Raw genomic sequence first — 25,357 nt, 5'->3', positions numbered from 1 at the left:
TCTGCGGCAATTTGTATGCGCTGTCTTGCAATCCTATAGGGCTTAGTTGTCCTCTGCGACTAGTAGTCATGGATGTATACCTAAAACGGTAAAATTCAGGATGAATACATGGTGTATATGGCGAGTTTTGATGAGGAAATGAGTACGAAAACTATGGTATAAACGTCATGCCTTTAAGGAAAAGGCCAGGTTTTAATTTACGTAACAAAGAAAGGGATGAATATTATGTGGGGGAAATTTCTCTCCGGCGCTTTCGTAGCCGGGTCTCTTGCTCTGTCTGGGTGCGGCGGCGACAGTTCCGATAGCGTTCCACCTCAGAAGGCATCAGCAGATGCTTATTTTGTCGACAATGCAGTAACCGGACTGCGCTACCAGTGCAACAGTGGTAATTTCAAACTGACCGGCGAACAGGGGCTGCTGACCTGTAAAGTGGGGCAGACGGTTAGTTTCTATATTGGCGACATTCTTCTTGGCCAGACCAAAATGGCGGCAGGGGCGGGTTTTATCACTCCGCTGACACTGGCAACGATTGCCGATGTCATTGATGAAAACAAGATGGCCAACATTGCCCGTTTTCTGATTAGTCTCGATATGGACGGAAATCTGGACAACGGGATTCAGATCGATCCTGCAGTTCATATCGATACCGGCCTGATGCTTGATTTCAGCCAGGTTCCTGCAAGTTTTGCAACAGCGGCTGGACCGGTTCTCACGGCGTTGAGCCAGGCAGTGGACGGCTCCTTTGTTCTGGTGTCTGAAGGTGAGGCATTGGAGCATCTGGTAGTTGGCCTCTATGTGGCCAATGCCGGCTACTACGAAGGCTCAGTTAACCGCGGAGACGGAGGGCGTTCCAAGCTGGCATTCCTGGTTACCCGTGAGGGCGCGGCCTATGGTGTCAACCGCACGGTAGAGGGTATGTATGCGGCCTCAGCCTTCGATGAAGAGTCAAGTCAATTTGATGAATTCGGTTCCGGCGAATACTTCAAGGTAGATGGAAACACAGGGGCAACTTACTTCCTGGATGCTCAGGCTGGTGGCGGCAAAGTTACCGGTTCTGGCATGGAACCGTTCCCGACGTTTACGGCTAGCCGCAAGGTGGCCTTCGACCCACTCGCGCAGTTTGAACTTGTTGAAGATCTGGATCAGCTGGTTCCATTCGCGATTGATCTCACCGGCAACGAAGATTATTTCATCATCGATTATGATCCAGAAGGCTTGATGGTTGGTACCTTGTACTCCGCTTGGGGGGCCACGCCGCCATCGAACAATCCTGAGAATGAAGCTGTACCCTACGGCATTGTTGTAGCCGATATGGTGAGCGGGCAGGATGGTGTGATGCGCCTGATGGCGTTGTCTACCAACGGCTATGTGGTGGATATGAGCATTGATTTTAATGGCGAAGAGCCTGTTTTGAATGCCAAATGGAAGCATGTGTTTGAAAATCGAAATGGCGTAACTTCCACCTATGTTGCCAATTTCGAGTTCGGCGATGGTCCAGAGCCTGGTCCTGAGCCTGTGCCTCTTATGGCTACTGAAAAAACAAAAACGGTAGAGCCGGGACCGGGACGTCGAGGGTCAGGTTCGTCAGGAATGTTCAGATAAATGTCTGCACCATAAAAAAGGGCGCCTTTTTGGCGCCTTTTTTGTGCATCTAAACCCTGTGCTGTGAATAAGGCTTGGGTACCTTTGCGGTGAGGAGGCTGGCAAGAAGTGCCCGATGACTCTAAGGCCATGTGTCGGCAGATTACGTTCTACAGCACAATCCGGTTCCTGCCTGTCGCTTTTGCCTGGTACAGCTTTTCATCCGCGTTGCGCGTCATGGCATCCAGGGTGTCACCGTCGGCGCCCAGCTGGGCAATGCCGCCACTGACCGTCAGAGTGACGGGAGAACCATCCAGATCGACCGCAGCGCGGGCCAGCTTGTGACGGATCTTTTCGGCCACCAGCAGGGCCTGTTCTGCATCCGTATCCGGTAACAGCAAACAGAATTCCTCGCCGCCCATGCGTGCCACCAGATCGGTCTGGCGCACGGTGGCACGCATCAGGTTGGCAAAATATTGTAGCGCCTTGTCGCCGGCGGCGTGCCCCAGGGTGTCATTAATGCGTTTGAAGAAATCCAGATCCAGCAGTACCAGTGTCAGCGGGCTGGACTGGCGCTGATGGCGCAGCCGTTCAAGATCGAAACGGCTTTGCAGGTGGGCCCGATTGGGTAGCTGCGTGAGCGGATCGGAGTGGGCCTGGTGCGTGAGCCGCTGCTCGGATTGCTCCCGGGTAATTTCATAGACATGGGAAAAGGCCACCAGACACAGGGTCAGTACGGAAATATTGGCCAGCACGGCAGGCCGCATCATGGTCGGATCATCACCAAAGCGATGAAAGAAGATGGCAGCGGCAATGCCTATATAGAGCAGCGTCAGCCCCAGGCCTTTCACCCGTCCAAGCAGCAAGTGCGCAACCATGGGGATCAGAAAGATCCAGATGAACACATTGGCGGTGGATTGCGGCGAGTTCATCGCCACCATCATGATGGTGAAAAAGGGAAACAGATACGCCATGGCCCAGAATTCCAGCCGCTGGGTATCACGAACTACGAACAGCAGGATCATGGAGTAGGTCGCCATGATCAATTCAGCAATGGCAACCACGGAATTGTTCTGGCGGAAATTGATCCAGGCGAACAGCAGGCCGCTGAAAAAGGTAATGATAAGCAGGGCGTTCAAAAGGGCTTTGCGATAGGGGCGGGCCAGGTGCTGCTGGTAACCGGGGGGGCTGAACATTGTGATGACGGTTCCTGAATGCGATGTGATATCCCTGCGCCATTACTGCGCAATTTTTATGCTATCAGAGGCGGTGGGATTGGGACAGGGGAAGTCGCGAATACAGGAAGGTCGGGTAGGGTGAGGCTGCCAGAGTGGCAGCCTCTCAAGAGGGTTATCCGTTTCGAGATGGCTGGATGTTGCGGCGGGCGAGCAGAAGCAGGGCGAATAGCCAGATCCCGAGGCTGCCTCCACCTCCGCTGCTGACAGAGGCCGTGGCTGCACTGCCGTCCCCACTTGCGCTGCCAGCCCTTAGCCTGTGCATGTGGGTACCGTTGCTGTCTACCCCCACGGTGACTATTCCGGCAGAGGACACGCTCGCATGCTGGCCAAAATCTCCCCCCCTTTGTGGCTTTCCCGCCAGCAGCTGGAAGGTCTCCAGGTCCTCGCTGGCCAGGAATAGCGCCACACTCGAGCCGAACGAGTCCCCGATTCTGACTGAAAGCGACAGGAAATAGATGCCGTCCTGTTGACCAGCCAGGACCGGGTACCACTCAAAAATCTGATCTTCAAACGCTTCGGGTAACACCGACAGGGGAGCCCAGTTAACGCCGCCATCGTTGCTCACATAAGGGCCGTCCTTGACCAGCATGAGAATCCGTTCTCCTTCGGCAAAGAGCGCAAGGTTGTAGCCAGGTTGGCTCCCCGGGAGCAACTCGGTCCACGCCTGGCCGTCTTCGGAGCGGTAGAGATGAGTGGTAGGGGCAGGGCCATCCACGGTCTCCTCGCGCAGCAAGTACACGGCGTTTCCAGCGGTCTGCAACTGAAAGACATTGGCGCTGCTGCCTTCCGGCATGGCCAGCACCGGACTCCAGTTACCTTCGGCGACTTCGCTGCTGACCTGGCCATCACTGGCGGCGATCTGGGTGCCGTCAGGTAGTACCGCATAATGCTGTACGAAGGTGAGCCCGGTATCGGTGCCGGCACTCCAGGCCAGGGCATCGGCGGAGGTGTAGAGATTGCCGCCCAGGCTGGCGACATAGTCACCGGTGACCGGGTTCTCGTGCAGGTTGAGGCCGCCATCGCCGGTATCGATCACCTCGGACAGTTGCCATGCCTGGCCATCGGTGCTGACCTGGGCCTGTAGTCCGTTTTCAGTGAAGCCCAGTCCGACAAGGCGATCATTGCGGATGACGGGGGCCGAGCTCAGGAGATCAGGCTCTGCCGTGGTGAGCGTGCCGTCAGCAGTACGTAGATAGAAATGTCCGTCATCGTCATTGTAGAAAGCCAGTCCATCGTTGAAGGCATTTGGGCCTGCAGTAATGTCACCAAATTCAGGGCCGGCGCCACTGAGGTTGAGAGGCTCCCAGTAAAAGGGCGCCGTGCTGCCTGCCGTATTGACCTGATGGGCGGCAAAGCGCGTTAGCCCCGGGTTTTCGTCGCTGCCAGAGACAATGGTGAAGACCAGTGCGGAATCGTTTTGTCCGGCGAATTGCCAGGTGATTTCACCCTGGTCTCCAGGTTGATAATCGCGGTCGGGTTCGTCGTGGCAGTACCAGCTATATCCATCCCTTGGAAAGATGTCTTCCATATACGTGCTTCGACCGGCGTTCTGCCCCGGTGTGCTGGTAAACGACTCCGAAGAAAGGGTGCCTTTGACAGACGCCCCGGTGGGACCGCCCCATGCTGTGGGCGCATTGATGCAGGCATAGGCCACGCCGTCCACTGGGCCTTCGGTGTTGATGAAGCTGCGGCTGATGCTCAACGTACTGCCTGCAGAGTTGGTGATATTGAGTTCTGGTATATCCGATTTGCAGCCAAGCAGTGCAAGCGAGGTTGCACTGGCCAGGATGGCGCAGCGACGAAACATGGAATCCCCCCAAGGTATTCGCAAGTCAGGTAAGGTGTTTTGGCTGTTATACCGTTTTGAGTGCCGGGATTTATCCCGCAAAAGTACCAACTTCAGGCAGGAGATCTGTGATTGCCGGCCAAGCCCGATAAGATGGGTCTGAAACGGGGAAGGGGGGAGCCATGAAAAAGCTGATACGCGGACGCTTGTTGTCCGGGCACAACGCCGTGCCTGATCCAGAGGGGATCAGCGAGGTGGAGCGCCAGATATCACTGGAATCCATAGGCCAGTTAATGACGTTGGCCAAGGGCACCACTTTTCCCAAATTTGCGGTGGTCTTTCTGGCGGCAGCGGCCCATGTAGACCGGGCGCCGCTGTGGTTACTGATCGTCGGTGCCATGGTCATGCTGGTGGGGATCCTCTATCAGGAAACCCTGGCGCGGCGATTTCTGGCGGCGGACGTGGGTACCGGCGAGATTCTCGGCTGGGAACGTCGGTTGGTGTATAGCTGGCTTTATATGGGCCTGTGCTGGGGCATCGTCATTGCCGGCCTCTATCAGCGAGACGCGCCGGTGCAGCAAATTTTTCTGGTTACCATCGCGCTGGCGCTGGGCACCGGCAATATCATTCCCGCCCATTACTGTCTGCCACTGTTTCATGTGTACGCCGCACCCATCTTTATCAGTCTGGGCGGCAGTTTCATCTACCAGGCCGTCAGTCTGGATACGCCACTCTATGGGGTGCTGGCGGTGGTGATGGTGTGGGTCTACCTGGCAGGCACCGGCTTCGCCCGGATCCTCAATGATTCATTGCGGGATCAGATTCGCATGCGTCTGGAAAGCCATACCCTTTCCGAGGAGCTTGCCGACAAGCAGCGTGAATCCGAGCAGGCGACCTTGGCCATGTCTCGCTTTCTGGCGGCGGCCAGTCACGACTTACGCCAGCCGCTGCATGCCTTGTCCCTGTTTATCGACGTGCTTCGGGATGCCCGCAGTGATGAAGAAAGAGCCAAGCTGTTTCCCCGGGTGCAGCTGTCCCTGGAAGCCCTGCGAAAGTTATTTGATGCCCTTCTGGATGTGTCGCGGCTGGACGCCAACATCATCAAGCCGGATTACAGTCACTTCAATCTTCAGGAAACGCTGCAAGGTATCGCCGAAGAATTTCGCGATGAAGCAGAGAAAAAATCGCTCAGGCTTCGAGTCTGGGCGCCGCCGGTGATCGTGGTCAGCGACAGGCTGCTATTGGAACGCATTCTCCGTAACCTGATTGGCAATGCGGTGCGCTATACCGAGCAGGGTGGGGTGCTGGTGGGCTGCCGGATTCGCCACGAAAGCGTCAGGGTGCAGGTCTGGGACAGCGGTGTCGGCATTGCCGATGAGAGTATCGATGACATCTTCCGTGAGTTCCATCAGCTACATAATCCGCATCGTGATCGCAGCCAGGGGCTCGGCCTTGGGCTGGCACTGGTGCGCAGGCTGTGCGCCCTGATGCAACTTCCCCTGCAGGTGCGATCGGTGCCCGGTCGCGGTTCGCTGTTCGAGGTCAGTGTGCCCCGGGGCAACAGTGCGCTGGTGGAATCCAGTCTGGGTCGGCCAGCCAGCAATCACTGGGACTTGAAGGGCCGTCATGTGGTGGTGATCGATGATGAGGTGGAGATTCTCGATGCCATGCAGACGTTGCTGGAGAAGTGGGGTTGCATCATCACCGTGGCGGACAGTCTGACGGATGCCATCAGCGCCCTGGACGCGACTGATACTCCCCCGGAACTGATTCTGTCGGATCTGAGATTGCGGGATGGGGAAAGTGGTGTGGATGTCATCGATGCCCTGCGTGAACGCTATGGCGAACACCTCAATGGCATTTTGATTACCGGTGACACCGAGCCGGGCTTGCTCGACCGGGTAGCGGCGACCGGCTATGAAGTGATGCAGAAACCGGTCAGACCGGCGCAGTTGCGCACTACCATGCACAACGCATTACCGCGGGTTTGATCAGGCGCGATCAGGGCTCCAGCAATCCCTTGTGCATGGCGTTCTGGACACAGATGGTCCGGTTGTTGGCTGCCAGCAGCACAAACAGGGCGCTGACATGGGATTTCACCGTGTGCTCGGTAAGAAACAGGGTGTTGGCAATCTGCTTGTTGGAAAAACCTTGTGCCATCAGTTTGAGCACGTCGTACTGACGCCGGGTGATGCCACTTTCCTTCAGGGCCATATTGTGGGTGGCCGCATCCGGTGGCCGGCGAGTGCTCAGGCGATCAATCTGTTGTTCCACATGGGGCGGCAAGTAGATGTCACCCTCCAGTACCTGGGCCAACGCCTCCTGCATTTGCTGGCTGCTGTAGCTTTTCGGGATAAACCCCAGGGCGCCCAGATCCAGTGCCGCCTTGATCTTGCCCAGATCCTCCTCCCCGGAGACCACCACCACCGGCAGCCGAATGCGCCGGCTGTTCATGCTTTGCAGCAGTGCAAGACCGTCCATACCGGGCATGCACAGATCGATCAGGGCGAGATCCAGTTCGCCGGCATCCTCCAGGGCATCCAGCGCGGCTTCCACGCTATTCGCCTCGCGAACCTTGGTGTCCGCTTCCAGCCTTTCCAGGATATGGCGAATACCGTCCAGAAAAAGCTGATGATCATCTACCACAAGAATATGCATGCCCACCTCGTCCCCGCTTGCTGCAGATGATTAGATCATAAATTGAATAGGGCTGTTTCATACTAACGAGGGAGAAGGCAGGTATGGATTCCAGAACCTCTGTTTGAGCCGTAGGAGCTTGCCTGCAAGCGATCCGAGCCTTAGCGAGGTAAGGATCCCGGAAGCGAGTTTCGAGTCACGAGTTTCGAAAATCAGAAAACAAAAATCAGGTAACCGGTTTGAGGTTTTGCCTTTCGAAACTCGCTTCTCGAAACTCGAACCTATACCTGACCGAAGCTCGTAGCCCCGCTACTAACCCTTCCCTGCCAATCGCGTGCAGGCATACCCTGACGAGCACAGAGCGCTCCCACATTGGGGGAGGGCACCCCTGGTTCTGTGGGAGCGGTGGTTCCACCGCGATTAGTAGCTTCAAGCTGCAAGCGACAAGCTACAAGGAAGATCAAAAGCCAAATCCGTGGTGTCGTCCAGGGGGCGCCTATTTGTGGGAGTCTGCTTGCAGACGAAAGGGGGCGCAATTCGCTTGCAGGCAAGCTTCCTGCTGCGTGAAGCGTGCTGCGCCTCCCTGAACTATTGGCGCAGCCACACCTTTGCGGCCGTGGTGGACAGTGCTAGCGTCAGGCATCGTGAATTTTTGCTGGAGAGAGGCATGTCCCAGGAAGCTCGTACCGTGATGGTGACCGGTGCATCCGGTTATATCGCTGGCTGGATTATCAAGTATCTGCTGGAAGAAGGGCACACAGTCCATGGCACCGTTCGTGACCCGAACAAAACCGCCAGTGTGGCCCACCTGCACAAGCTGGCCGAGCAGGCTCCGGGAACCCTGAAGCTGTTCAAGGCCGATCTGCTGGATGCGGACAGCTTTGATGCCCCAATGCAGGGCTGTGACATCCTCATGCATACTGCCTCGCCCTTTGTGCTGGACGGCTTTACCGATGCCAACGAAGCGCTGGTGCGCCCGGCAGTGGAAGGCACCCGCAATGTGCTCAATGCCGCCAATCGCTGTGAGACTCTCAAGCGAGTGGTGCTGACCAGCAGTGTCGCGTCCGTGTATGGCGATGGCACTGACATGAAGGGTAAAAGCGCGTTCACCGAAGCTGACTGGAACACCACCAGCAGCGTGGACCATAACCCCTACCAGTTTTCCAAGGTGGCTGCCGAGCGGGAAGCCTGGAAGATTCATGATGCCCAGTCTTCCTGGGACATGGTCACCATCAACCCCGGTATGGTGTACGGCCCCTCGCTGACCAATGCCAGCAGCTCCGCCAGCATCGGCACCCTGCTGGACATGGGCCGAGGCAAGCTCAAGACCGGTGTGCCGGATCTGGTCTACGGTGCCGTGGATGTGCGCGATGTGGCCCGTGCCCACCTGCTGGCGGCCTTCAAGCCGGAAGCATCCGGGCGTTATATCCTGGTCAGCGAATCGGTCTCCATGCTGGATATTGCCGCTTTGCTGAGAGCGCAGTTCGGCAGCCAGTACCCGTTCCCGAAGATGAAAGTGCCCAAGCCGGTAGTCTGGCTGTTCGGCCCCATGATGGGCCCGGTCACCCGCAAGTTCATCAGCCGTAACATCGGTTACCCGGTGCGCTTTGATAACAGCCGCAGCAAGGCACTGGGCATCGAGTACCGCACCGTCGGTGAGACGCTCAAGGATCACTTCGAGCAGGTGCTGGAGGATGGCTTGGTGCGGCGCAGAACGGCCTGACAGGAACGGCTGCAAGCTACAAGCTACAAGCTACAAGGAAAGGCAAAGGCAAAGGCAAAGGCAAAAGCAAAGGCAAAAGCAGCTTCGAGCTTTTAGCTGTGAGCTGCGAGGAAGATCAAAAGCCAAACGGGTGTTGCAGGTGAAGGGTTGGTTCTCTGTAGGAGTCCATGCTTGCATGACGATCCAGCGCAGGCGCAAGCCTGATGGCTACAGGCAGACGGATTCGCTTCGCTCCCTTCCGGGTCGGCCTCCGGCCTGATCGCCTTGCGAGCAAGGCTCCTACGGTTTTGGCGATGGGAGTCTGCCTGCAGAAGAAGGGATTTCGTTTGCAGGCATATCCTGACGAGCACAGAGAGCTCCCACATATAGCCTGAGTCGGAGCGTTCCATGCCCAAAGTGGCCCGATGGCCCCTTGTGACGCCAATATTTAATCTGGTACGTTCGTGCACAAATAATCAGGCGAGGGAGCTGCAATGGATTATCGGGTGGGGTGGGCAAAACAGGAAATTGATATCGAGCCCTGTGGCTATGCCATGCACGGTTTCGGACAGCCGGGCCACCGTGCCACGGCGGTTCGCAATCCTCTCTTTGCTCGCAGTTTTGTCATCACTGATGAGGCACAAGACGAGTCGGGGTCCTTGCTTTACTGCTGTCTTGATCTGGGCTACATCACCCATGCCATGCGACAGGGTGTGGTGGCAGGGCTCCGCGAGCAGCTTGGCGAAGATCTCGACGAAAGCCGCCTGGTCTTGACCTGCACTCACACCCATTCCGGCCCCGGTGGCTGTGCCCATGAAGGGCTTTACAACCTGGTGACCCCGGGCTTTGTTCCGGCGCACCTTGAGGCGGTGGTGGAGGCCGCCTTGTCGTCGCTACTGGCGGCGCTACAATCGCGCCAGCCCACCCTCATCGAGTATCGCCAAAAGCCCGTTCCGGATCCCGTGCCGGTGGCCTGGAACCGCTCTCTGAAAGCCTACAACCGAAACCCGGATGTAGCGCCAAAAACACCTGACAAGACTCACCTGGCGCTGGACCGCACCATGCACCTGATCAGTTTTCATCGTGCGGGCAAGGTGGAGGCGCTGCTCTCCCTGTTCGGGGTGCATGCCACCTGCCTGGGCAGCCAACTGTCCAGTCATGATGGTGACAACAAGGGCTACGCGGCATTGCATGCGGAGTCCAGCCTGAAAGCGCTGGGCGCAGAGAATCCGGTGGCGATTTTTGCCCAGGGCACCGCGGGGGATGTGTCACCCCACTACCATGGCCCGGGGGATCGCAAGCGTCGGCGTAAACTTCGTGGCGAAGCCGAATATGCCTATGCCCGACAGAACGGCCAGCAACAGAGCGAGCATGCCTTTGCCATGCTCGACGAAACCGGCCAGCCCGTCACTGGCGAGCTGGATGGGGTGCTGACCTATGCAGACATGAGTGATCAGACCGTCGCTGCCGAATTTGCAGGAGGTCGGCAAGACGCCAGAACCAGTTCCCCCTGTCATGGGGTCGGTTTTTTCCTCGGCACCCCCATCGATGGTCCGGGCATGCCGGCACCACTGGGCTTCGCGGCAAGACAGCTGGCGCGGTCAGAGCGACGCAAGAAGCTCAAACCGGAAGCTGCGCAACACAGCGAGTATCGCAAGCTGTATGACAGCCAGGGGCCAAAAGACATACTGCTCAATGCGGGGCGCAAGACCGTATTGGGTTACACCCTGGGCCAGATTCCCCTGCCGGATCTGGCCGATCCTCTGGTCGCAGAGCTGAAGCGTCAGGCGAAGCTTGGGGCGCTAACGCAAAGCCCGATGGTGCCAACGGTTCTTCCCCTGCAGATCCTTCGTCTCGGCAACCTGCGCCTGGTCTGTGCGCCCGGGGAGTTCACCACGGTGGCCGGGCGGCGGCTGGTCAGTACGGTGGCGAAGTCGTTGTCCCTGAACGACGGGGAAACCTGCCTGATCAATACCTACTGCAACGATTACATGGGGTATGTGACCACTTACGAGGAGTATCAGGAGCAAGCCTATGAAGGCGGTCATACGGTGTATGGCCAGTGGACTCTGGGGGCGTTCCAGACCTGCTTTGTCTCGCTGGCCGAGGCATTGAAGGCACCCCGGGCGTTGCGCCGCTATGACACCCATACCATGCCGGTCACAGTGCCTGACAGTGAGCTGGCCCTGCGCAGCGGTTTGCCTCCACGGTCCTGAGAGACTGTGGGGAGGGCAGCAGCGCCGGATTTGATACAGGCACACAACGCTTTAGAATTCGTCATCAGTGCCAGTGACGCAGGGGGGCTTACAGATGTCACAGGAGGCTGGCGGCTTATCCATTGAAACAGTGAACAACCAAACCGACGTCAAAGACCTGGTGATGTCCATCATGCAGGGCGAGCAGGATTATGAACGTCTGCTGAACTGGCTGGAGCCCGCCACCCGTGCACAGAAGGGGCTGAGCGCGGATACGGCGTTAACGCTTGCGCTGCTGCTGGAAGACGTCGAGCAGCAGGCCGAGCTGAACGATCAACTGCGTGCTCTGGTGCAGGACGATGGTGCGCCGGCGATGGTGTTGTCCGAAACCGGGGTCATTCTGGCTCGCAATCCGGCCGCTGCCAGCCTGTTTGCGGTGACGGAGGGGGAAAGCGTACTGGGCATGGGCGTCAGGCGCGCCGAATTCGATGCCTTTCAGCAGCGCATTGTGAAACACGAAGGGCCGTCCCTGCTGCGCACCTTTCCCGATGTAAACCAGAGCATGCCGGTGATGTTTATCGGCTTCTATCAGGCCCAGCACCAGATCTTCCTGTTGCGGGCCATTGAGTGCCAGTGGTCCGAGTCCATCGATCACGCTCTCGAAGACATCTTTCAACTCACTGAAGCCGAACGCGCCATTCTCGCCTGCCTTGCCCAGGGGATGACCAGCGAGCAGATCAGCCAGCAGCGCAACAGCACCGTTGGCACCGTGCGTCAGCAGATCAAGACGGTACTGAACAAGCTGGGCGCGACCAGCCAGGTGCAGGCGGCAGCGTTGGCATCGGCCCTTGCCAGCCAGCCACAAACTTCCGCAGTAGAGCATGCACAACCCGCGCATCTTTCCTCGAATCCGCTGAATCTGGGGGAATCGGTCAGGGAGACCCGGCGCATTGGCTGGCGTCGCTTTGGCAAGCCCGGCGGCAGACCGGTGCTGTGCTTTCACGGCGCCTATTTCGGCGCGGGAGAGTTTGAGCAGGAACGGGACTGGGCGCGTCGTGAAGGTCTGGATGTACTGATCGTGGAGCGGCCCGGTTACGGTCGAACGCAACCACCGGGCAAGAAGGACGAACTGCTGCAAACACAGATCCAGGATTGCTTGGCCATCCTGGACCACCTTGGCTGGAACAAGGTCTCGTTGCTCAGCCACGACTTTGGGTTCGTGCCTGCGCTGGCCTTTGCTGACAAACGCCCGCAACAGGTCCAGGGCCTCTTTGCCGTGTCGCCGCCGGTCCCCTATGACAATCAGGACACGCTGGATCCTGTTCCCCGTAATCAGCGCATGTTTATCTGGTCTGCCCGGCATGCCTTCTGGATGATTCGCCTGTTGTTGCGGCTGGGGCAGGTGAAAGCACGCAAGTACGGTCCGGAAAAATGGATGGAGATGGTGTTCGAGGGCGCCCCCCACGAGCTGCCGTTTTTTGATACGGCCTCCGGCAAGAAGGTGTCTGTTGCCTCTTACGCGTTCAACCTCAACCAGCATTCAAAAGGGCATGAGCTGGATATGCTGCACACCGTAGCAACCGACTGGACCCCGTTGTTGCGCAGGATCAGCGTGCCGGTGCAGGCCGTTGCCGGTAGCTGCAACAGCACCTTTCCGCTGGCGCAGACGCAGCGGCTCACTGAGATGAATCCGGCATTAAGGCTGGATACCATCGAAGGGGCCGGGCTGACTCTGTGCCTGACTCACATTGATGACTACTTCGGGAAATGGATGTCGATGATGGAGGGAGAGGGTTGAAAAGGTGAACGGCGACCAGTGATAGATGAAAGCTGAGGCCCGGGCGCGGTGCTCACCACGCCGGGCCTGAGGCATCAGAACTGATAAACCAGGCCCAGTTCAAAGGCATCAATGGCGTCGGATTCCACCTCGAAAGGCACATCAATGAAGTACTCGAAGGTATCCGATTCGAACTCACGGTATTCCAGTCGGATGGCAAGATTGTCGTTCACAAAATACTGCCCCCCAAGACCCCAGCCAGTGTAATTGCCACTGTCAGTCTCCGTGGCACTCATGCCATTAATGGTGTTGGTGACTTCAAAGTCCATGTCGCCTTCCAGATACGCGAGGCGGGCAAACACCAGCAGGTTGTCACTGATCAGATAACCCGGCAGTACACTCAGGCCCAGCGTGCCATCGGTCTCTGTGGAAATTTCACCGTTCAGAAACGTGGCGGAGGATTCCCCGAGACCGTTCCGCCAGTCCAGTTCAGCGCCCAGGTAAAACTGGTTGATCGTCGTGCCGTAGCCGGCGAGCAGGGCAAAACTGGTCTGTGAGTCCGAGTCCAGGTCTTGCTTGATTGGAGTGCCAGGGATGCTCAAGGTGTGATCCGCGTTGACCGAACCCAGCGCGGCACCGGCATAGATCCCGGTGAAGTTATCGGCGTGGGCCAGAGGGGCGGCAAGCGTGGAGGCAAGAAGCGCGCAAAGTGTCGTTTTCTGCATTTCAATTCCCGTGTTGTTGCAGTGAAAAATGCTCAAGGAGCAGTAAGTTCGGTCGGGAATCATGCCTTCGGGGTAAGCCGGGGAGCATCTACCATCTGGTATATGCGCAGGGAAAAAACGCGGTTTTGACAGGGGGGAGGGCCAGAGCCCCGCCATTGCAGGCGAGGCTCATTGCATCACTTGGGCAGTGTCAGGGTTCCGTGGTGGGCTTCACCCACATAGAACGCCGGCTTGGTGCCCGGAAATGCCCAGAACGGGGTCATCTCCGAAGACGGGAACATGTTGGGGAAACGCGGATCGCGCTGTGAGGGCCCGGCAATGGTTTTTTCCTGCACCATGGAAATGTACTGGTCCACGGAATTCTCCAGGGTGTTGCCGTTGATGATCACTTCTGTGCCGAGGGTCTTCGCATACTCGGCCACGCCGCTGGCGGTGGACAGCTCCGGCGCATAGGCATCCACACTCACGCCATTCTCGCTGGTTACCCAAATGCCTTCATCGGTGTGAACCACAATAGAGTGATTGCCCTCAGTATGCCCGGGGGTATGCACCAGTGCTACGCCATCGCCCAGCATGATGGAACCATCAAACTTGATCACCTTGTCCTCGGGGATACCGGCGATGCCATTGGGGCAGTACCAGTCCGCCTGGTAGGGATTCAGGTCCAGGGTGGATTCCCATTCGCGCCAGTGCACCAGCAGCTTGGCATTGGGGAACACTGCCGGCTCCATGTTGGTACCGAGCCAGCGGCGTACATCCTGGGTGTGCAGGTGATCGTAGGTGATGTAATCGATGTCTTCCGGCTTGAGGCCAATAGCGGCGATGATCTCGGGCACCGTGCTCTGGCGCTTTACGATCAGGTTGGAAAGCACCTCCGGGTTCTTGTCCTGCAGACGACGGAAAAAAGGCGTTTCGCCACCGCGTTCATGATCGGACGGCGAGACCAGCATGGTCTTGGTGCCTTCCGGAGTGTCGAACTGCACCACGAACAAACGGTTCTGGATATGAAGGTATTCCACCCACTTCTCCCGGGAAAAGGCATTACGCAGACCGTAACGGGACGGGTAGGGGACACGCACCAGATCGAAGGAGCGGAAGTAGCGCGCCTTGGGACCGGCCAGCATGGCCTTGCGGAAATCGCCAGCGGCGGCGCGGGTATCTTCCACACGGGCCTGTTGGCCGTGGGCATCGCGGGAACCGTCGAAATCAGTGATCTGTTTGAAGGTGGACATTGTTGTTCTCCCTGGTGCGTCAAAACCTGTCTGTTGGCAATCGCGGTTAATCTGCCGCTGCCGTTTCATCATGCTGGTAGGTGAGTGCCGGATGCCAGTTACCGTTTGTTCAGGAAAGCGACCTCGGCGTGGGTGGCTCCTATCGCCAAAACTGCAGGAGCCTTGCTCGCAAGGCGATCAGGCCGAAGGCCGACCCGAAAAGGGAGCGATGCGAATCTGCCTGCCTGTATGGCGGTGAACAGCAGGCTTCGCCTGCGCTGGATCGTCATGCAAGCATGGACTCCTACAACAACCAAACCTGGACTACACACCGGTTTGGCCTTTGACGTTCCTTAGTATGGCGATCGCCCAGCCGACTCGCTTGACAGCCACTGCCAGCAAATTTAACACTTTACGCCAAGTCCCTTGTTCAGCTGATGGCCCATGCCGGTTTCCCTGTCACCACCACAAGCTGCTCCCCGCCGCCGCATACCGGCCAGCTTCGTGTTGGCGTTGTACGAGTATCTGGATCAACAGGGCGTCGACAGCGAGGGTCTGTTGCCATTGCCCCGGCCACGGGCGGACAGCCCTCTCAATGCGGATATCCCCATTGGCGACTGGCGTGAGTTGCTGGACTGTGCGGCAACCCATTTACAGGACCCGCTGCTCGGTCTGCACCTGGGCCAGACCCTGGGTCCACGCCATATCGGTGTACTGGGCTATGTAGTCATGGCATCGCAGAATCTGGGGGAGGCGTTGAATCGCCTGCATCGTTACCAGCGCCTGATCTATGACGTGACACCACTGGAAGTGCGCAGCAGCGGCATCAGTATTGAGCTGGTCTGGGATGCGGACCATGGCCGGCCCGGCCCGCTGGTGGATGAAACCGCGATTACCGTACTGGTGCATATCTGCCGACGATTGAGTGGCGTGAACCTCTCCCCGCTACAGGTCTCGTTTATCAATCCATGGCCGGATGACACGAGTGAGTACGAGCGTTATTTCGGCTGCCCGGTGCAATTCGATCAGCCGGAAACCATCATCAGCATGGACATGGGTCTTTTGCTGCAGCCACTGGATACGGCCGATCCGGCCATGCTCGCCATGCTGGAAGAGCAGGCCGACGCCTTGCTGGCGCAGCTGCCCAGTGCGTCGCCGCTGGTGGACGAGGTGCGCCGCCGTATCAGCCGTCTGTTACCAGAACACAATCCCGACATTGCCACGGTCTCGAAAAACATGGGCGTGTCGGTGCGTACCTTGCAGCGACAACTCTCCGAGGCCGGCACCAGTTTTCTCAAGGAGCTGGGCGCCGTGCGCCGGGAAATCGCCGAGCGTTATCTGCGCGAAACGCGCCTCGGGCTGGTCGACATCGCCTTGCTGGTCGGTTATTCCGAACACAGCGCCTTTACCCGAAGCTTTATCCGCTGGACTGGAATGACGCCACTGGAGTACCGGAACCAGAACAGCTGACAACACATACCACAGGGAAGTGAATCCACATGATCATGCGACTGGGTTTGATTGCCGGATCGATACTGGCGGCGGTATTGGCCGCCACGCTGCCAGACGATCCCGTAACCGGTGCCGGCCTGGCCTTGCTGGTGCTGATCGGCCTGCTGTGGCTCACCGAAGCATTGCCGCTTACCTTCACTGCCCTGATGGTGCCGGTGCTGGGTGTGGCGCTGGGATTATCCAACATCAACGCGGCCCTGGCCGGTTTCGCCCACCCGGTGGTGGCGCTGTTTCTGGGCGGATTTGCCCTGGCCGCGGCACTGGGTGAGCACGGCATCGACCGCTGGCTGGCCCAGAAACTGTTGCTGCTGGCGGGGGGCAGGGCCCTGCCGGCGGCATTGCTGTTGTCGCTGACTACCGCCTTGCTGTCCATGTGGATCAGCAACACCGCTACCACCGCCATGTTGTTGCCCATTGCGCTGGGCATGTCGGCTCCGCTGGCGCAGGAGCATCCCCGCTACCGTGTGTTCCTGCTGCTGGCGCTGGCCTGGTCGGCCAACATTGGCGGCATGGCCACGCTGGTGGGCAGCCCCCCCAATGCCATTGCCGCCGCCGCCCTGGACTGGACCTTCAACGAATGGCTGGCTGCCGGACTGCCGGTGTTTCTGGTCATGTTCCCCTTGGCCCTGCTGATTCTCTATGCGGTGTGCCGGCCGGAAACCAATCTGCCACGGGTAGATGTGCATGACCGGGTGCAATTTCCCGACAGCCTGGGGGCCAGAATGACCCTGGCGATCTTCCTGTTCACCGTGGCCCTGTGGGTGTTCGGTGCGCCACTGGCGGATCTCCTCTCCATCGAGAAAGGGTTCGATACCTGGGTGGCGGTACTGGCCATCGTGCTGCTGGGGATCACCGGCTGCGTGAGCTGGAAGGAAGTGGAGCAGCATGCCAACTGGGGCGTGCTGTTACTGTTCGGTGGTGGCATTACCCTGTCCACCCTGCTGCAGAGTTCCGGTGCCAGTGGATGGCTGGCTGATGGCATTAGTGGCCTGTTGCCGGAGGGGCAGACCTGGCTGGTCTACCTGATCCTTGGCACCTTCGTGATCTTTCTCACCGAAATGGCCAGCAACACCGCCAGTGCCGCCTTGCTGGTGCCGCTGCTGATGCCGGTAGGCGCCGCGGTGGGCGCGGACCCCATAGCCGTGGCCCTGTTGGTGGCCTTCGGTGCCAGCTGTGCCTTCATGCTGCCGGTGGCCACCCCGCCCAACGCCATGGTTTACGGCAGCGGTTTTGTGCCGCAGAAAACCATGATCCGCGCCGGGGTGGTGTTGAATCTAATCGCCGCCGTAGTGCTGGCGGTGCTGGTGCCCTGGCTGCAGTAATTCGCTGTAGAGTTGATACCGGTCAGGGAATGACGCTGGCATAGTGTTAGGGTCAGAGTGTGAAATCCAGGGAGGGTTTGTGAGCGCTTTTTTCCGTTATCTTGCCTTGCTGATGCTGCTGCCGTCGCTGGCCTTGGCCCGGGATGCGGATGCATTGATGCGCCATATTGATGGTCTCTGGCGAGGTAAAACCTCCCAGGCCACCATGACCATGACGGTGACCACCCGTCGTTATGAACGCGCCATGACCATGCAGGCCTGGTCCCGCGGCAAACACTATTCCCTGATCGTTATCGAGCAACCGGTGAAGGACAAGGGCGTGGCCACCCTCAAGGTGGAGCAGAACATTTGGAATTACCTGCCCAAGATCAATCGTGTCACCAAGGTACCTTCGAGCATGATGGCCGGCTCCTGGATGGGCAGCCATTTCACCAACGATGATCTGGTCAAGGAAAGCACCTTCGAAGACGATTACGACTCGCAGATCACCTTTGAAGGCGAGCGGGACGGGCAGGCCATCATCGAGATTACCTCCATTCCGAAACCTGATGCGGCAGTGGTGTGGGGCAAGGTGGTGATGACCATCGATCAACAGGTGCTGGCACCGTACCGCGCCTGGTATTACGACGAGGAAGGCACCCTGATTCGCACCCTGGTGTTTGACCAGTGGCAGCAGCAGGAAGACCGCACCATCCCCATGCGCCTCAGCCTGACCCCGCAAGACAAACCCGGTGAGTCCACCGTGATTACCTACCATGACATCGTCTTCGACATCCCGCTGGACACTGATTTCTTCTCCCTGAAAACCCTCAAGCGCGGCCGGATCACACCATGAGCCCGTCGTCAGTTCAGGATCTGTCCGGTTCGCGCCTGCGGATCTTCCTGTTCATGGCCTGGCGTAACCTGTGGCGCTATCCAGTGCGCTCCCTGCTCACCGTCTGCGCCCTGTCTGGCGGGCTGGCCATGGTGATCTTCAATGCCTCCCTGATGACCGGGATGACCCGGCAAATGGTGGTGTACGCCACGGAAGTGTCCACCGGCCACATTCAGGTGCACCGTCAGGCTTTTGCAGATGATCAGGATCTCTACGCAACCCTGCCCTGGCCCTGGCTGGAAGCCATCGAAGCGGATTTTCCCCAGTTGCATGTGGCGCCGCGGCTGTATGCCGCCGGGCTGGCCAGCACCACCGAGACGTCTACCGGTGTGATGATCCGTGCTGTGGATGCGGAGCGCGAGCGTGCAGTGACGCGGATGCTGGGGCAGGTTCGTCAGGGCGAGGTAGCGCTGGGCGTCATCGACGAGACCGAACAGGGCATTGCCCGCTATGGGGTGGCGGTGGGGGCGCAACTGGCCAGGAACATGCGCCTGGCCCCGGGCGATGAACTGGTGCTGGTCACCCAGGCCGCCGACGGCAGTATCGGTAATGCGCTCTTTGTAGTGACCGCGGTGCTCAACCCCATGGAGCTGAATTTTGATCGCATGGGCGTGGTCATGTCGCTTGAGGCCTACCGGCAACTCATGTTTCTGGAAGAGGGCTTCCACGAGCTGGCCATCCTGCTGGACGATCTGGACCAGCTGGAGGCCATCCAGATGGCACTGCAGGACAAGCTGGCGCTGCTGGAACAGCAGACACCGCTGGATGAATGGGGCGGGCCGGTACAGGTGCGTAACTGGAAAGAGCTCAACCCGGCGGTGTCGGAAATGCTGGCAGTGAGCAACAGCATGACCCTGATCATCGGCCTGATCATTGTCGCGTTGGCGTCGCTGGGCATGCTCAATACCATGCTGATGGCGGTCCATGAGCGCACCCGCGAGTTCGGTATCCTCATGGCCATTGGCATGAAAAAACACTGGCTGCTGGTGATGGTGCTGCTGGAAGCGCTATGCCTGTCGTTGTTGTCCGCCGTCATCGGTGCCTTGCTGGGCAGCTGGCTGGGCCTGCGCATGGAAGACACCGGCATCGATTTCAGCGACATGATGCCGGATGGCTATGACTGGGGCGGGATCATCTTCGAACCGGTGATGAAGGGCTGGCTGGAACCGTCCCATGTGCTCTACGCCAGTCTGATGATGATCGTGGTGGCCCTGCTGGCCTCGTTGATTCCCTCCTGGCGCAGCATTCGCCTGAAACCGGTGGAGGCCATGCGATGAGTGCTACGCCACGTCACGGGCACCTGCATCCGGCGCTGCTGATGCGCCTCACCTGGCGCAACCTCTGGCGCCATCCCAAACGCACTCTGATCACCCTGAGTTCCATCGGCATCGGCTTCGTGCTGGCGGTGTTCTTTATCGGCATCAACGATGGCTCGCACAACTCCATGATCCGCAATGCTATCAAGCTGGGTGAGGGCTATATCACCGTGCAGCCCGTGGGCTACCTGCAGGCCCCGGCCAACGACAAGTATCTGGCCGAGGGTGGCCGTTTGCGTGAGCAACTGCTGGCGCTGGAATTGCCCGGCCAGGTGGATGCCCGCATCGCCCTGCGGGTGCTGGTCAGTTCCCCCTACAACTCTGTGGGCGCGGGGCTGGAAGGCATGGCCGCCACCGATCAACGTGCGCAAATGCTCAAACCGTTCCTGATGGAAGGCGACTGGCTGGCGGCGGATGACGAGCGCGGCGTTATCATCGGCGAAGGCATGGCCCGCAAGCTCAAGGTGAAAGTGGGCGGCAAGATCGTGGTCATGGCCGGCAAGCGGGGCGGGGATTCCGAAGCCCAGCTGGGACGGGTGCGGGCCATCTTTGATTCCAGCATGGATGAGCTGGACAACTATCTGGTGATCAGCAACCTGGCACTGGCCCGTCATTTCCTGGTGGCCGAAGGCGCCGATCCTGCCAGTGAACCGCTGACCCGGCTGGCGGTGTCGCTCAACGATCCGGACAGCCTGAGTGAGTGGACCTCTCGCATCGACAGCAAACTGGGCAGCGCTTCCATCGCAGTGCTGGACTGGCAGCAGATGATGCCGCAACTGGTGCAGTTTGTGGTGCTCGACAGTGCCGGCGCCTATGTCTTTCTGGCAGTGATTCTGGTGCTGATCGTGTTCGGCATCGTCAATACCGTGCTGATGAGTGTTCTGGAGCGGACCCGGGAATTCGGCTTGCTACGGGCGCTGGGCCTGAGCCGCCTGCATCTGTTGCTGATGGTCTTCATGGAGGCCACCCTGCTCAGCGTGCTGGCCGTGGGCATCGGCTGGACGCTGGGCGGTCTGGTGCACCTGTGGTTCTCCCATCACGGCCTGGATCTCACCAGCATGCTCGGTGACAGCACCGCCGTGGCCGGCACCTTCATGGATCCGGTAGTGCGCACGGAGCTGTCTCAGGCGCGGGTACTGCAACTCACCCTGATCGTCTTCCTGACTACCCTGACCACGGGGATCTATCCGGCCATCAAGGCGGCAAGAGTGACTCCGGTGGCGGCATTGAGAACCTGACCATGGCAACGTTCAGCAGAAAAGGATGCACACCATGACGCTGGTACGACTGGAACATATCAGCAAGACCTTTCGCCAGGGCGATATCGAAGTGCATGCCCTTACCGACATCAATCTGCAGGTGGAAGAGGGGGAGTTCGCCGCGCTGGTCGGCCCATCCGGTTCTGGCAAGACCACCTTGCTGAACATCATTGGCGGGCTCGACAGCCCTACGGATGGCCGCGTGCATCTCAACGGTACCGATGTCACCGCCCTGAACGAATCCCAGCTGTCGGACTTCCGGTTGTTTCAGCTTGGCTTTGTGTTTCAGGCCTACAATCTGGTGCCGGTGCTCAGCGCGCTGGAAAACGTGGAGCTGATCATGGTGCTGCAGGGCAGGCCGGAATCGGAGCGGCGCGAGCGCGCCCGGCATTATCTGGATCTGGTGGGGCTGGGCAAGGTCATGGAGCGCAGGCCCTCGGCGCTCAGCGGTGGCCAGCAACAACGGGTTGCCGTGGCTCGCGCCCTGGCCAGCGGGCCGCGGCTGGTACTGGCCGATGAGCCCACCGCCAACCTGGATTCCGACAACGCCACCGCCTTGCTGGATATCATGCACAAGCTGTCCCACGAGGAAAAAACCACCTTCCTGTTTTCCACCCACGATCCCCGGGTCATGGAACGGGCCGAGCGCATCATTCAGCTCCGCGATGGCAAAATCGAGCACGACAAGGTCATCGCGGATGTGCAAGCGCAGTAACCGCGCACGGCGTACCCTGCTGACCAGCCTGCTGCTGGTCACGGTGCCTTGGGTACAGGCATCCCCGTTCAGTGCCCGGCTATCCCTTACCGGCACCACCGCCTACGCCCAGCCCGGGGATCTGGGTTATGTGGATGAAGATCAGCGTAGCCTCAGTGCCGATCAGCAAACCGCACGATTGATGGCCGATCCGGTGACCCGCTTCGGCGATTTTTCCGCCCACCTGCGGCTGGTGCGCCTGCACCGGGACAACTTCCCGCTCACCGAGCCCGGCGTCAGCCAGTTTCGCTGGCGGGACCTGTCCAGTGATTGGCTCAACGAAACGACGGGTAATCAACAGACCCGGGCAGGGCACGAAATCGATCGTCTGTCCTGGCGTTACATGACCGACCTGTTCGCCGTCACCGCCGGTCGGCAGCCCATCGACTGGGGCACTGGGCGCCTGTGGCAACCACACAATGTGTTCGGTGCCTTCGCCCCCACGGATCTGGATACCGAATTCAAACCCGGGGTGGATGCGTTGCTGGTGGAAACCTGGCCGTCGGACTTTTCCTCGCTGGCCTTCGCCGCCGTTGCCGCCCCCCAGCACAGCGACCAACGTGACAGCGGGGCAGGGTATTATCGAGGCCAGATCGGCGAGCAATCGGAACTGTTGTTGCTGGCCGCCACGGTAGATCGAGACCAGATCCTCGGGGCCGGTTGGGAAAGTGCCTGGGGCGGCATGGGCTGGCGGGTGGAAAGCGCCGTCTATGAGCTGGAGGCCAGTGATGAGACTCCGGTGTTCGCCATCGCAGGGCTCGACTACCGCTTTGCCAGTGACTGGGTCGTGGTGGCCGAATGGTACTACCAGTCCGCGGGTGCCAGCCGGGAAAGCGAACTCCCGGTGTTCCTGGCCGACCCGGCCATCCCGTTCACCCTGAAGCAACAGCAGGCCCGCAACGTGCTCGGCCTGGCCGTGGAAAAAGAACTCACCCCGCTATGGCGCGGCAGCTATCTGCTGCTCACCAGCGCCCTGGAAGATGAAGACAGCGATGTGCACGCCTCCTTCCTGCATCAGCTCAATCTGCATTACTCCGTCAGTAATGAATCCGAGCTGTTGCTGTCGCTGGCCACCGGTGGCGGCAAAGGCCTCAACAGCACCGGCCTGCCCAGCTCCGAATTCGGCCCCATACCCGCCAGCCTGACCCTGCGCTGGCAAGTGTATTTCTGATCGAAAATACGGTGGCAACCCTTCACGTGCAGCCACGCTCATGCCCTGTGGGAGCGATGCCGGAGGCTAATGCGCGGGCCGTACCCTTGTAGGAGCCTTGCTCGCAAGGCGATGCGGTTATCAGGCTTGCGCCTGCGCTGGATCGTCATGCAAGCATGGACTCCTACAAACCAAGGCTGCCATTCCCTGTGTGGGAGCTCTCTGTTCTCGTCAGGGTATGCCTGCGAGCGAATTCCCACCTCTTCGTCTGCAGGCAGACTCCCAGAGGAGCGAGAGCGGAGGGTAATGCGCGGGCCGTGCCCTTGTAGGAGCCTTGCTCGCAAGGCGATCCGTCCAAAGGGCGGTCCCAAAGGGGGGAGGCTGAACAGGAGACACCCGCACCCCGGAGCAAAGCTCCGGAAGCGGGTGGAGAGAACACGGGGGGATGTGAATCAGGCGCAGTAGCGGCCGTACTGGCTCAGGGCCTTGCTGCTGTGCGGGTCAACCAGGTCGACCCACACTTGCATGGAGTCCTGGTTGCGGGTGTTTTGCAGATTACTGAAATCGCCGGGAGTGAAATTGCCCTTCAGGGTATCGCCGGCTTGCGGGCTGAGGCCATCCAGTTGTTTAACCAGCACCATCCCGGAGCTGGAATTGAGCAGTAGGTATTCACAGCTCTGGCTGAGAATCACCGTGGCCTGTTGGTCGGCAGCCTGGGCCTGGCCTGTAAGGAGCAGGGCGCCAGCCATTGCGGCACCGCACAAATGCAATTTAAGTGCTGACATGAACAATCCTTCCCTTTTTGTTATTGGCTAACAGTCGTCCTGTTATTCACCTTACTGCGCAACCCGAAATCGTCCTGTTGTCGTATCGCAGTAAAGCTGTAACGTCTGTGTAGTCTTTTATTGCGTTCCTTCAGTGAAACCGAGCTTGGCACAAATAGTGGCACTGCAATATCAACGTTTCGTGCCCATTTTGCATACTGATTTCGTCTGATGCGGGGGGGGCGGGTAGGGGATAAATCACTGCATTGCCAGGGCAGTTCACGTAATCTGCGGGGCGGTACTGAGGCATACAAAGCCCAGAGGAGGCGGGGTGAAACAGGCACGATGGATCGGGATCACGACAGGCCTGCTGCTGGGCGGCCCGGCAATGGCTGCGGTGGCAACCGAAACCGACGAGTTCATGGCGAGCATTGAAAAGGGCGCGGACGCCCAGCCCATTACCCGTGGCAACCTGGTGGTGGTGCCGATTCCCATGTCCAACCCTACCCTGGGCTCCGGCCTGCAGCTGGCGGCGCTTTACCTGCACCCGGTAAGCGAGGACCACGTGGGCCCCAACCCCACCAGTGGTGTCGGTGGCATGTACACCAGCTCCGACAGCTGGGTGGCCGGGGTCTTCCACCAGAACTACCTGTTTGATGATCGCCTGCGCATCATGGCCGCCGCAGGTGCCGGCTCCCTCAACCTGGAGTACTTCGGGTTTGGCGGGGAGGGCCTGTTTGCAGACAACCCGCTGGACTACTCCCTGGACATGTCGCTGGGCATGGTGCGCACCCAATTCCGTCTGCCGGGAACTGATCACTGGTTCGCCGGGCCGGCCGTGGTGTATTCCCGCGGCGATGTGGAAATGGAGCTGAGCCAGATACTGCCCTTCCTGCCGGGGCTGGAAAAGGACATCGCCATGGGCGCCGGTGGTGTAGTGCTCACCTACGACAGCCGTGACAGCAACTATTACCCCACCAGTGGCGTCATGTTCACTGCCTCCTGGTACGACTACGGCGACACCTTCGGCAGTGATTTCGACTACGGCAAGAGCAATATCAACTACAGCTATTACGCTTCCCTCACGGACAAGGTAGTGCTGGCCGCGAATGCCGCCTGGGAACACACCACCGGCGGCGCCCCGTTCTTCGCCCGCTCCGCCATGCAGGTGCGCGGCTACAACCATGGCCGCTATATGGATGACGTGGCCCTCACCACCCGCCTGGAAGGGCGCTACAAGTTCCGCCCGCGCTGGGCCCTGAAAGCCTTCTACGATACCGGCTGGATCAGCGATGACCGGGAACAGATCCTGGATGGCGAAAACGCCTGGAGCGTCGGCACCGGCATCCACTGGCAAACTACTGCCGAAAAGCCCCTGCATCTGGGCGTGGATGTGGCCTTTACGGATGAAGGCGACAGCGTATTCTTTATCCAGCTTGGGGAGCGATTTTAGCCAATCAAAATATCGCGTGGTGCTATTCGTCGCTCGAAATCCGCAGTTAGGCAAATCCTTTCTTTTCTTTCAATGGGTTAGCATGTAAGAGTGGATTAGGT

Annotated in this window: 19 protein-coding genes; 13 read left to right on the top strand and 6 right to left on the bottom strand. The window is 59.2% G+C overall.

The annotated features are described in order from the left end of the window. Positions 1-216 precede the first annotated feature (216 nt). Complete coding sequence (locus MWU49_RS04125; protein WP_246968523.1) at positions 217-1,602, top strand: hypothetical protein; 1,386 nt, start codon at positions 217-219, stop codon at positions 1,600-1,602. 149 nt (positions 1,603-1,751) lie between these two features. Here MWU49_RS04125 and MWU49_RS04120 read toward each other — a convergent pair whose 3' ends face one another. Next, entirely contained in the window at positions 1,752-2,777 is a 1,026-nt protein-coding gene (locus MWU49_RS04120) for a GGDEF domain-containing protein (protein WP_246968520.1), read from the bottom strand. A 154-nt stretch (positions 2,778-2,931) separates the two neighbouring features. Next, complete coding sequence (locus MWU49_RS04115) at positions 2,932-4,626, bottom strand: hypothetical protein (RefSeq protein ID WP_246968518.1); 1,695 nt, start codon at positions 4,624-4,626, stop codon at positions 2,932-2,934. 161 nt (positions 4,627-4,787) lie between these two features. On the opposite strand from MWU49_RS04115, the gene MWU49_RS04110 reads away from it, so the two are divergent. Continuing rightward, on the top strand, positions 4,788-6,596 hold the full coding sequence (locus MWU49_RS04110; RefSeq protein WP_246968515.1) for a hybrid sensor histidine kinase/response regulator: 1,809 nt from the start codon (positions 4,788-4,790) through the stop codon (positions 6,594-6,596). Positions 6,597-6,606: 10 nt separating this feature from the next. Here MWU49_RS04110 and MWU49_RS04105 read toward each other — a convergent pair whose 3' ends face one another. Next, on the bottom strand, positions 6,607-7,263 hold the full coding sequence (locus tag MWU49_RS04105) for a response regulator transcription factor (protein WP_246968512.1): 657 nt from the start codon (positions 7,261-7,263) through the stop codon (positions 6,607-6,609). 646 nt (positions 7,264-7,909) lie between these two features. Between MWU49_RS04105 and MWU49_RS04100 the strand changes: the two genes are divergently transcribed. The 3 genes from MWU49_RS04100 (at position 7,910) to MWU49_RS04090 (ending at position 12,937) form a co-directional block, all read left to right on the top strand. Beyond that, positions 7,910-8,965 (top strand): aldehyde reductase, encoded by a 1,056-nt coding sequence (locus tag MWU49_RS04100; protein WP_246968509.1) that lies wholly within the window; start codon positions 7,910-7,912, stop codon positions 8,963-8,965. Positions 8,966-9,438: 473 nt separating this feature from the next. Next, on the top strand, positions 9,439-11,160 hold the full coding sequence (locus MWU49_RS04095) for a neutral/alkaline non-lysosomal ceramidase N-terminal domain-containing protein (protein WP_246968506.1): 1,722 nt from the start codon (positions 9,439-9,441) through the stop codon (positions 11,158-11,160). Positions 11,161-11,290: 130 nt separating this feature from the next. After that, positions 11,291-12,937: an alpha/beta fold hydrolase gene (locus MWU49_RS04090; protein WP_246968503.1), complete on the top strand. Its 1,647-nt coding sequence runs from the start codon at positions 11,291-11,293 to the stop codon at positions 12,935-12,937. Positions 12,938-13,011: 74 nt separating this feature from the next. Here the strand turns inward: MWU49_RS04090 and MWU49_RS04085 are convergent, their stop codons facing one another. Further along, on the bottom strand, positions 13,012-13,641 hold the full coding sequence (locus MWU49_RS04085) for a porin family protein (protein ID WP_246968500.1): 630 nt from the start codon (positions 13,639-13,641) through the stop codon (positions 13,012-13,014). Positions 13,642-13,817: 176 nt separating this feature from the next. Further along, the gene (locus tag MWU49_RS04080; protein WP_246968496.1) at positions 13,818-14,873 is read right to left on the bottom strand and encodes a hypothetical protein; all 1,056 of its coding nucleotides are present in this window, start codon (positions 14,871-14,873) and stop codon (positions 13,818-13,820) included. A 423-nt stretch (positions 14,874-15,296) separates the two neighbouring features. Here MWU49_RS04080 and MWU49_RS04075 point away from each other — a divergent pair, with 423 nt between their 5' ends. The 7 genes from MWU49_RS04075 to MWU49_RS04045 all read left to right on the top strand — a co-directional run bounded on the left by MWU49_RS04075 (position 15,297) and on the right by MWU49_RS04045 (position 23,060). Continuing rightward, entirely contained in the window at positions 15,297-16,322 is a 1,026-nt protein-coding gene (locus tag MWU49_RS04075) for an AraC family transcriptional regulator (protein WP_246968493.1), read from the top strand. Positions 16,323-16,351: 29 nt separating this feature from the next. Next, positions 16,352-17,686 carry a DASS family sodium-coupled anion symporter gene (locus tag MWU49_RS04070; protein ID WP_246968491.1) on the top strand — a complete coding sequence of 445 codons (1,335 nt, stop codon included), beginning with the start codon at positions 16,352-16,354 and terminating at the stop codon, positions 17,684-17,686. 79 nt (positions 17,687-17,765) lie between these two features. Beyond that, a complete protein-coding gene (locus MWU49_RS04065) occupies positions 17,766-18,521 on the top strand; it encodes an outer membrane lipoprotein-sorting protein (RefSeq protein WP_246968488.1) in 756 nt (251 codons plus the stop codon). Beyond that, positions 18,518-19,837, top strand: coding sequence for an FtsX-like permease family protein (locus MWU49_RS04060; protein WP_246968485.1), 1,320 nt, complete (start codon positions 18,518-18,520; stop codon positions 19,835-19,837). Before MWU49_RS04065 ends, MWU49_RS04060 begins: the two co-directional genes overlap by 4 nt. Then, positions 19,834-21,114 (top strand): FtsX-like permease family protein, encoded by a 1,281-nt coding sequence (locus tag MWU49_RS04055; protein WP_246968482.1) that lies wholly within the window; start codon positions 19,834-19,836, stop codon positions 21,112-21,114. Before MWU49_RS04060 ends, MWU49_RS04055 begins: the two co-directional genes overlap by 4 nt. Before the next feature lie 34 nt (positions 21,115-21,148). Further along, on the top strand, positions 21,149-21,850 hold the full coding sequence (locus tag MWU49_RS04050) for an ABC transporter ATP-binding protein (protein WP_246968479.1): 702 nt from the start codon (positions 21,149-21,151) through the stop codon (positions 21,848-21,850). Then, entirely contained in the window at positions 21,834-23,060 is a 1,227-nt protein-coding gene (locus MWU49_RS04045) for a hypothetical protein (protein ID WP_246968476.1), read from the top strand. The genes MWU49_RS04050 and MWU49_RS04045 overlap by 17 nt, the downstream gene beginning before the upstream one ends. Positions 23,061-23,491: 431 nt before the next feature. Here the strand turns inward: MWU49_RS04045 and MWU49_RS04040 are convergent, their stop codons facing one another. After that, on the bottom strand, positions 23,492-23,824 hold the full coding sequence (locus tag MWU49_RS04040) for a hypothetical protein (RefSeq protein WP_246968472.1): 333 nt from the start codon (positions 23,822-23,824) through the stop codon (positions 23,492-23,494). Positions 23,825-24,134: 310 nt separating this feature from the next. Here MWU49_RS04040 and MWU49_RS17845 point away from each other — a divergent pair, with 310 nt between their 5' ends. Continuing rightward, positions 24,135-25,256, top strand: coding sequence for a BamA/TamA family outer membrane protein (locus MWU49_RS17845; protein WP_246968469.1), 1,122 nt, complete (start codon positions 24,135-24,137; stop codon positions 25,254-25,256). Positions 25,257-25,357 lie beyond the last annotated feature (101 nt).

This window comes from Alcanivorax sp. S6407 (assembly GCF_023016115.1).
Taxonomy (GTDB): Bacteria; Pseudomonadota; Gammaproteobacteria; order Pseudomonadales; family Alcanivoracaceae; genus Alcanivorax.
The sequence above is the reverse complement of the archived record's forward strand: the minus strand, read 5'-3'. Positions and strand labels throughout refer to the sequence as shown.

Excerpts from the sequence above, each read along its gene's own strand:
- MWU49_RS04060 (WP_246968485.1), top strand. The coding sequence starts at position 18,518 with ATGAGCCCGTCGTCAGTTCAGGATCTGTCCGGTTCGCGCCTGCGGATC.
- MWU49_RS04050 (WP_246968479.1), top strand. The coding sequence starts at position 21,149 with ATGACGCTGGTACGACTGGAACATATCAGCAAGACCTTTCGCCAGGGC.
- MWU49_RS04095 (WP_246968506.1), top strand. The coding sequence starts at position 9,439 with ATGGATTATCGGGTGGGGTGGGCAAAACAGGAAATTGATATCGAGCCC.
- MWU49_RS04115 (WP_246968518.1), bottom strand. The coding sequence starts at position 4,626 with ATGTTTCGTCGCTGCGCCATCCTGGCCAGTGCAACCTCGCTTGCACTG.
- MWU49_RS04075 (WP_246968493.1), top strand. The coding sequence starts at position 15,297 with ATGCCGGTTTCCCTGTCACCACCACAAGCTGCTCCCCGCCGCCGCATA.
- MWU49_RS04105 (WP_246968512.1), bottom strand. The coding sequence starts at position 7,263 with ATGCATATTCTTGTGGTAGATGATCATCAGCTTTTTCTGGACGGTATT.
- MWU49_RS04120 (WP_246968520.1), bottom strand. The coding sequence starts at position 2,777 with ATGTTCAGCCCCCCCGGTTACCAGCAGCACCTGGCCCGCCCCTATCGC.
- MWU49_RS04055 (WP_246968482.1), top strand. The coding sequence starts at position 19,834 with ATGAGTGCTACGCCACGTCACGGGCACCTGCATCCGGCGCTGCTGATG.
- MWU49_RS04070 (WP_246968491.1), top strand. The coding sequence starts at position 16,352 with ATGATCATGCGACTGGGTTTGATTGCCGGATCGATACTGGCGGCGGTA.
- MWU49_RS04085 (WP_246968500.1), bottom strand. The coding sequence starts at position 13,641 with ATGCAGAAAACGACACTTTGCGCGCTTCTTGCCTCCACGCTTGCCGCC.
- MWU49_RS04040 (WP_246968472.1), bottom strand. The coding sequence starts at position 23,824 with ATGTCAGCACTTAAATTGCATTTGTGCGGTGCCGCAATGGCTGGCGCC.
- MWU49_RS04045 (WP_246968476.1), top strand. The coding sequence starts at position 21,834 with ATGTGCAAGCGCAGTAACCGCGCACGGCGTACCCTGCTGACCAGCCTG.
- MWU49_RS04080 (WP_246968496.1), bottom strand. The coding sequence starts at position 14,873 with ATGTCCACCTTCAAACAGATCACTGATTTCGACGGTTCCCGCGATGCC.
- MWU49_RS04125 (WP_246968523.1), top strand. The coding sequence starts at position 217 with ATGAATATTATGTGGGGGAAATTTCTCTCCGGCGCTTTCGTAGCCGGG.
- MWU49_RS04100 (WP_246968509.1), top strand. The coding sequence starts at position 7,910 with ATGTCCCAGGAAGCTCGTACCGTGATGGTGACCGGTGCATCCGGTTAT.
- MWU49_RS04110 (WP_246968515.1), top strand. The coding sequence starts at position 4,788 with ATGAAAAAGCTGATACGCGGACGCTTGTTGTCCGGGCACAACGCCGTG.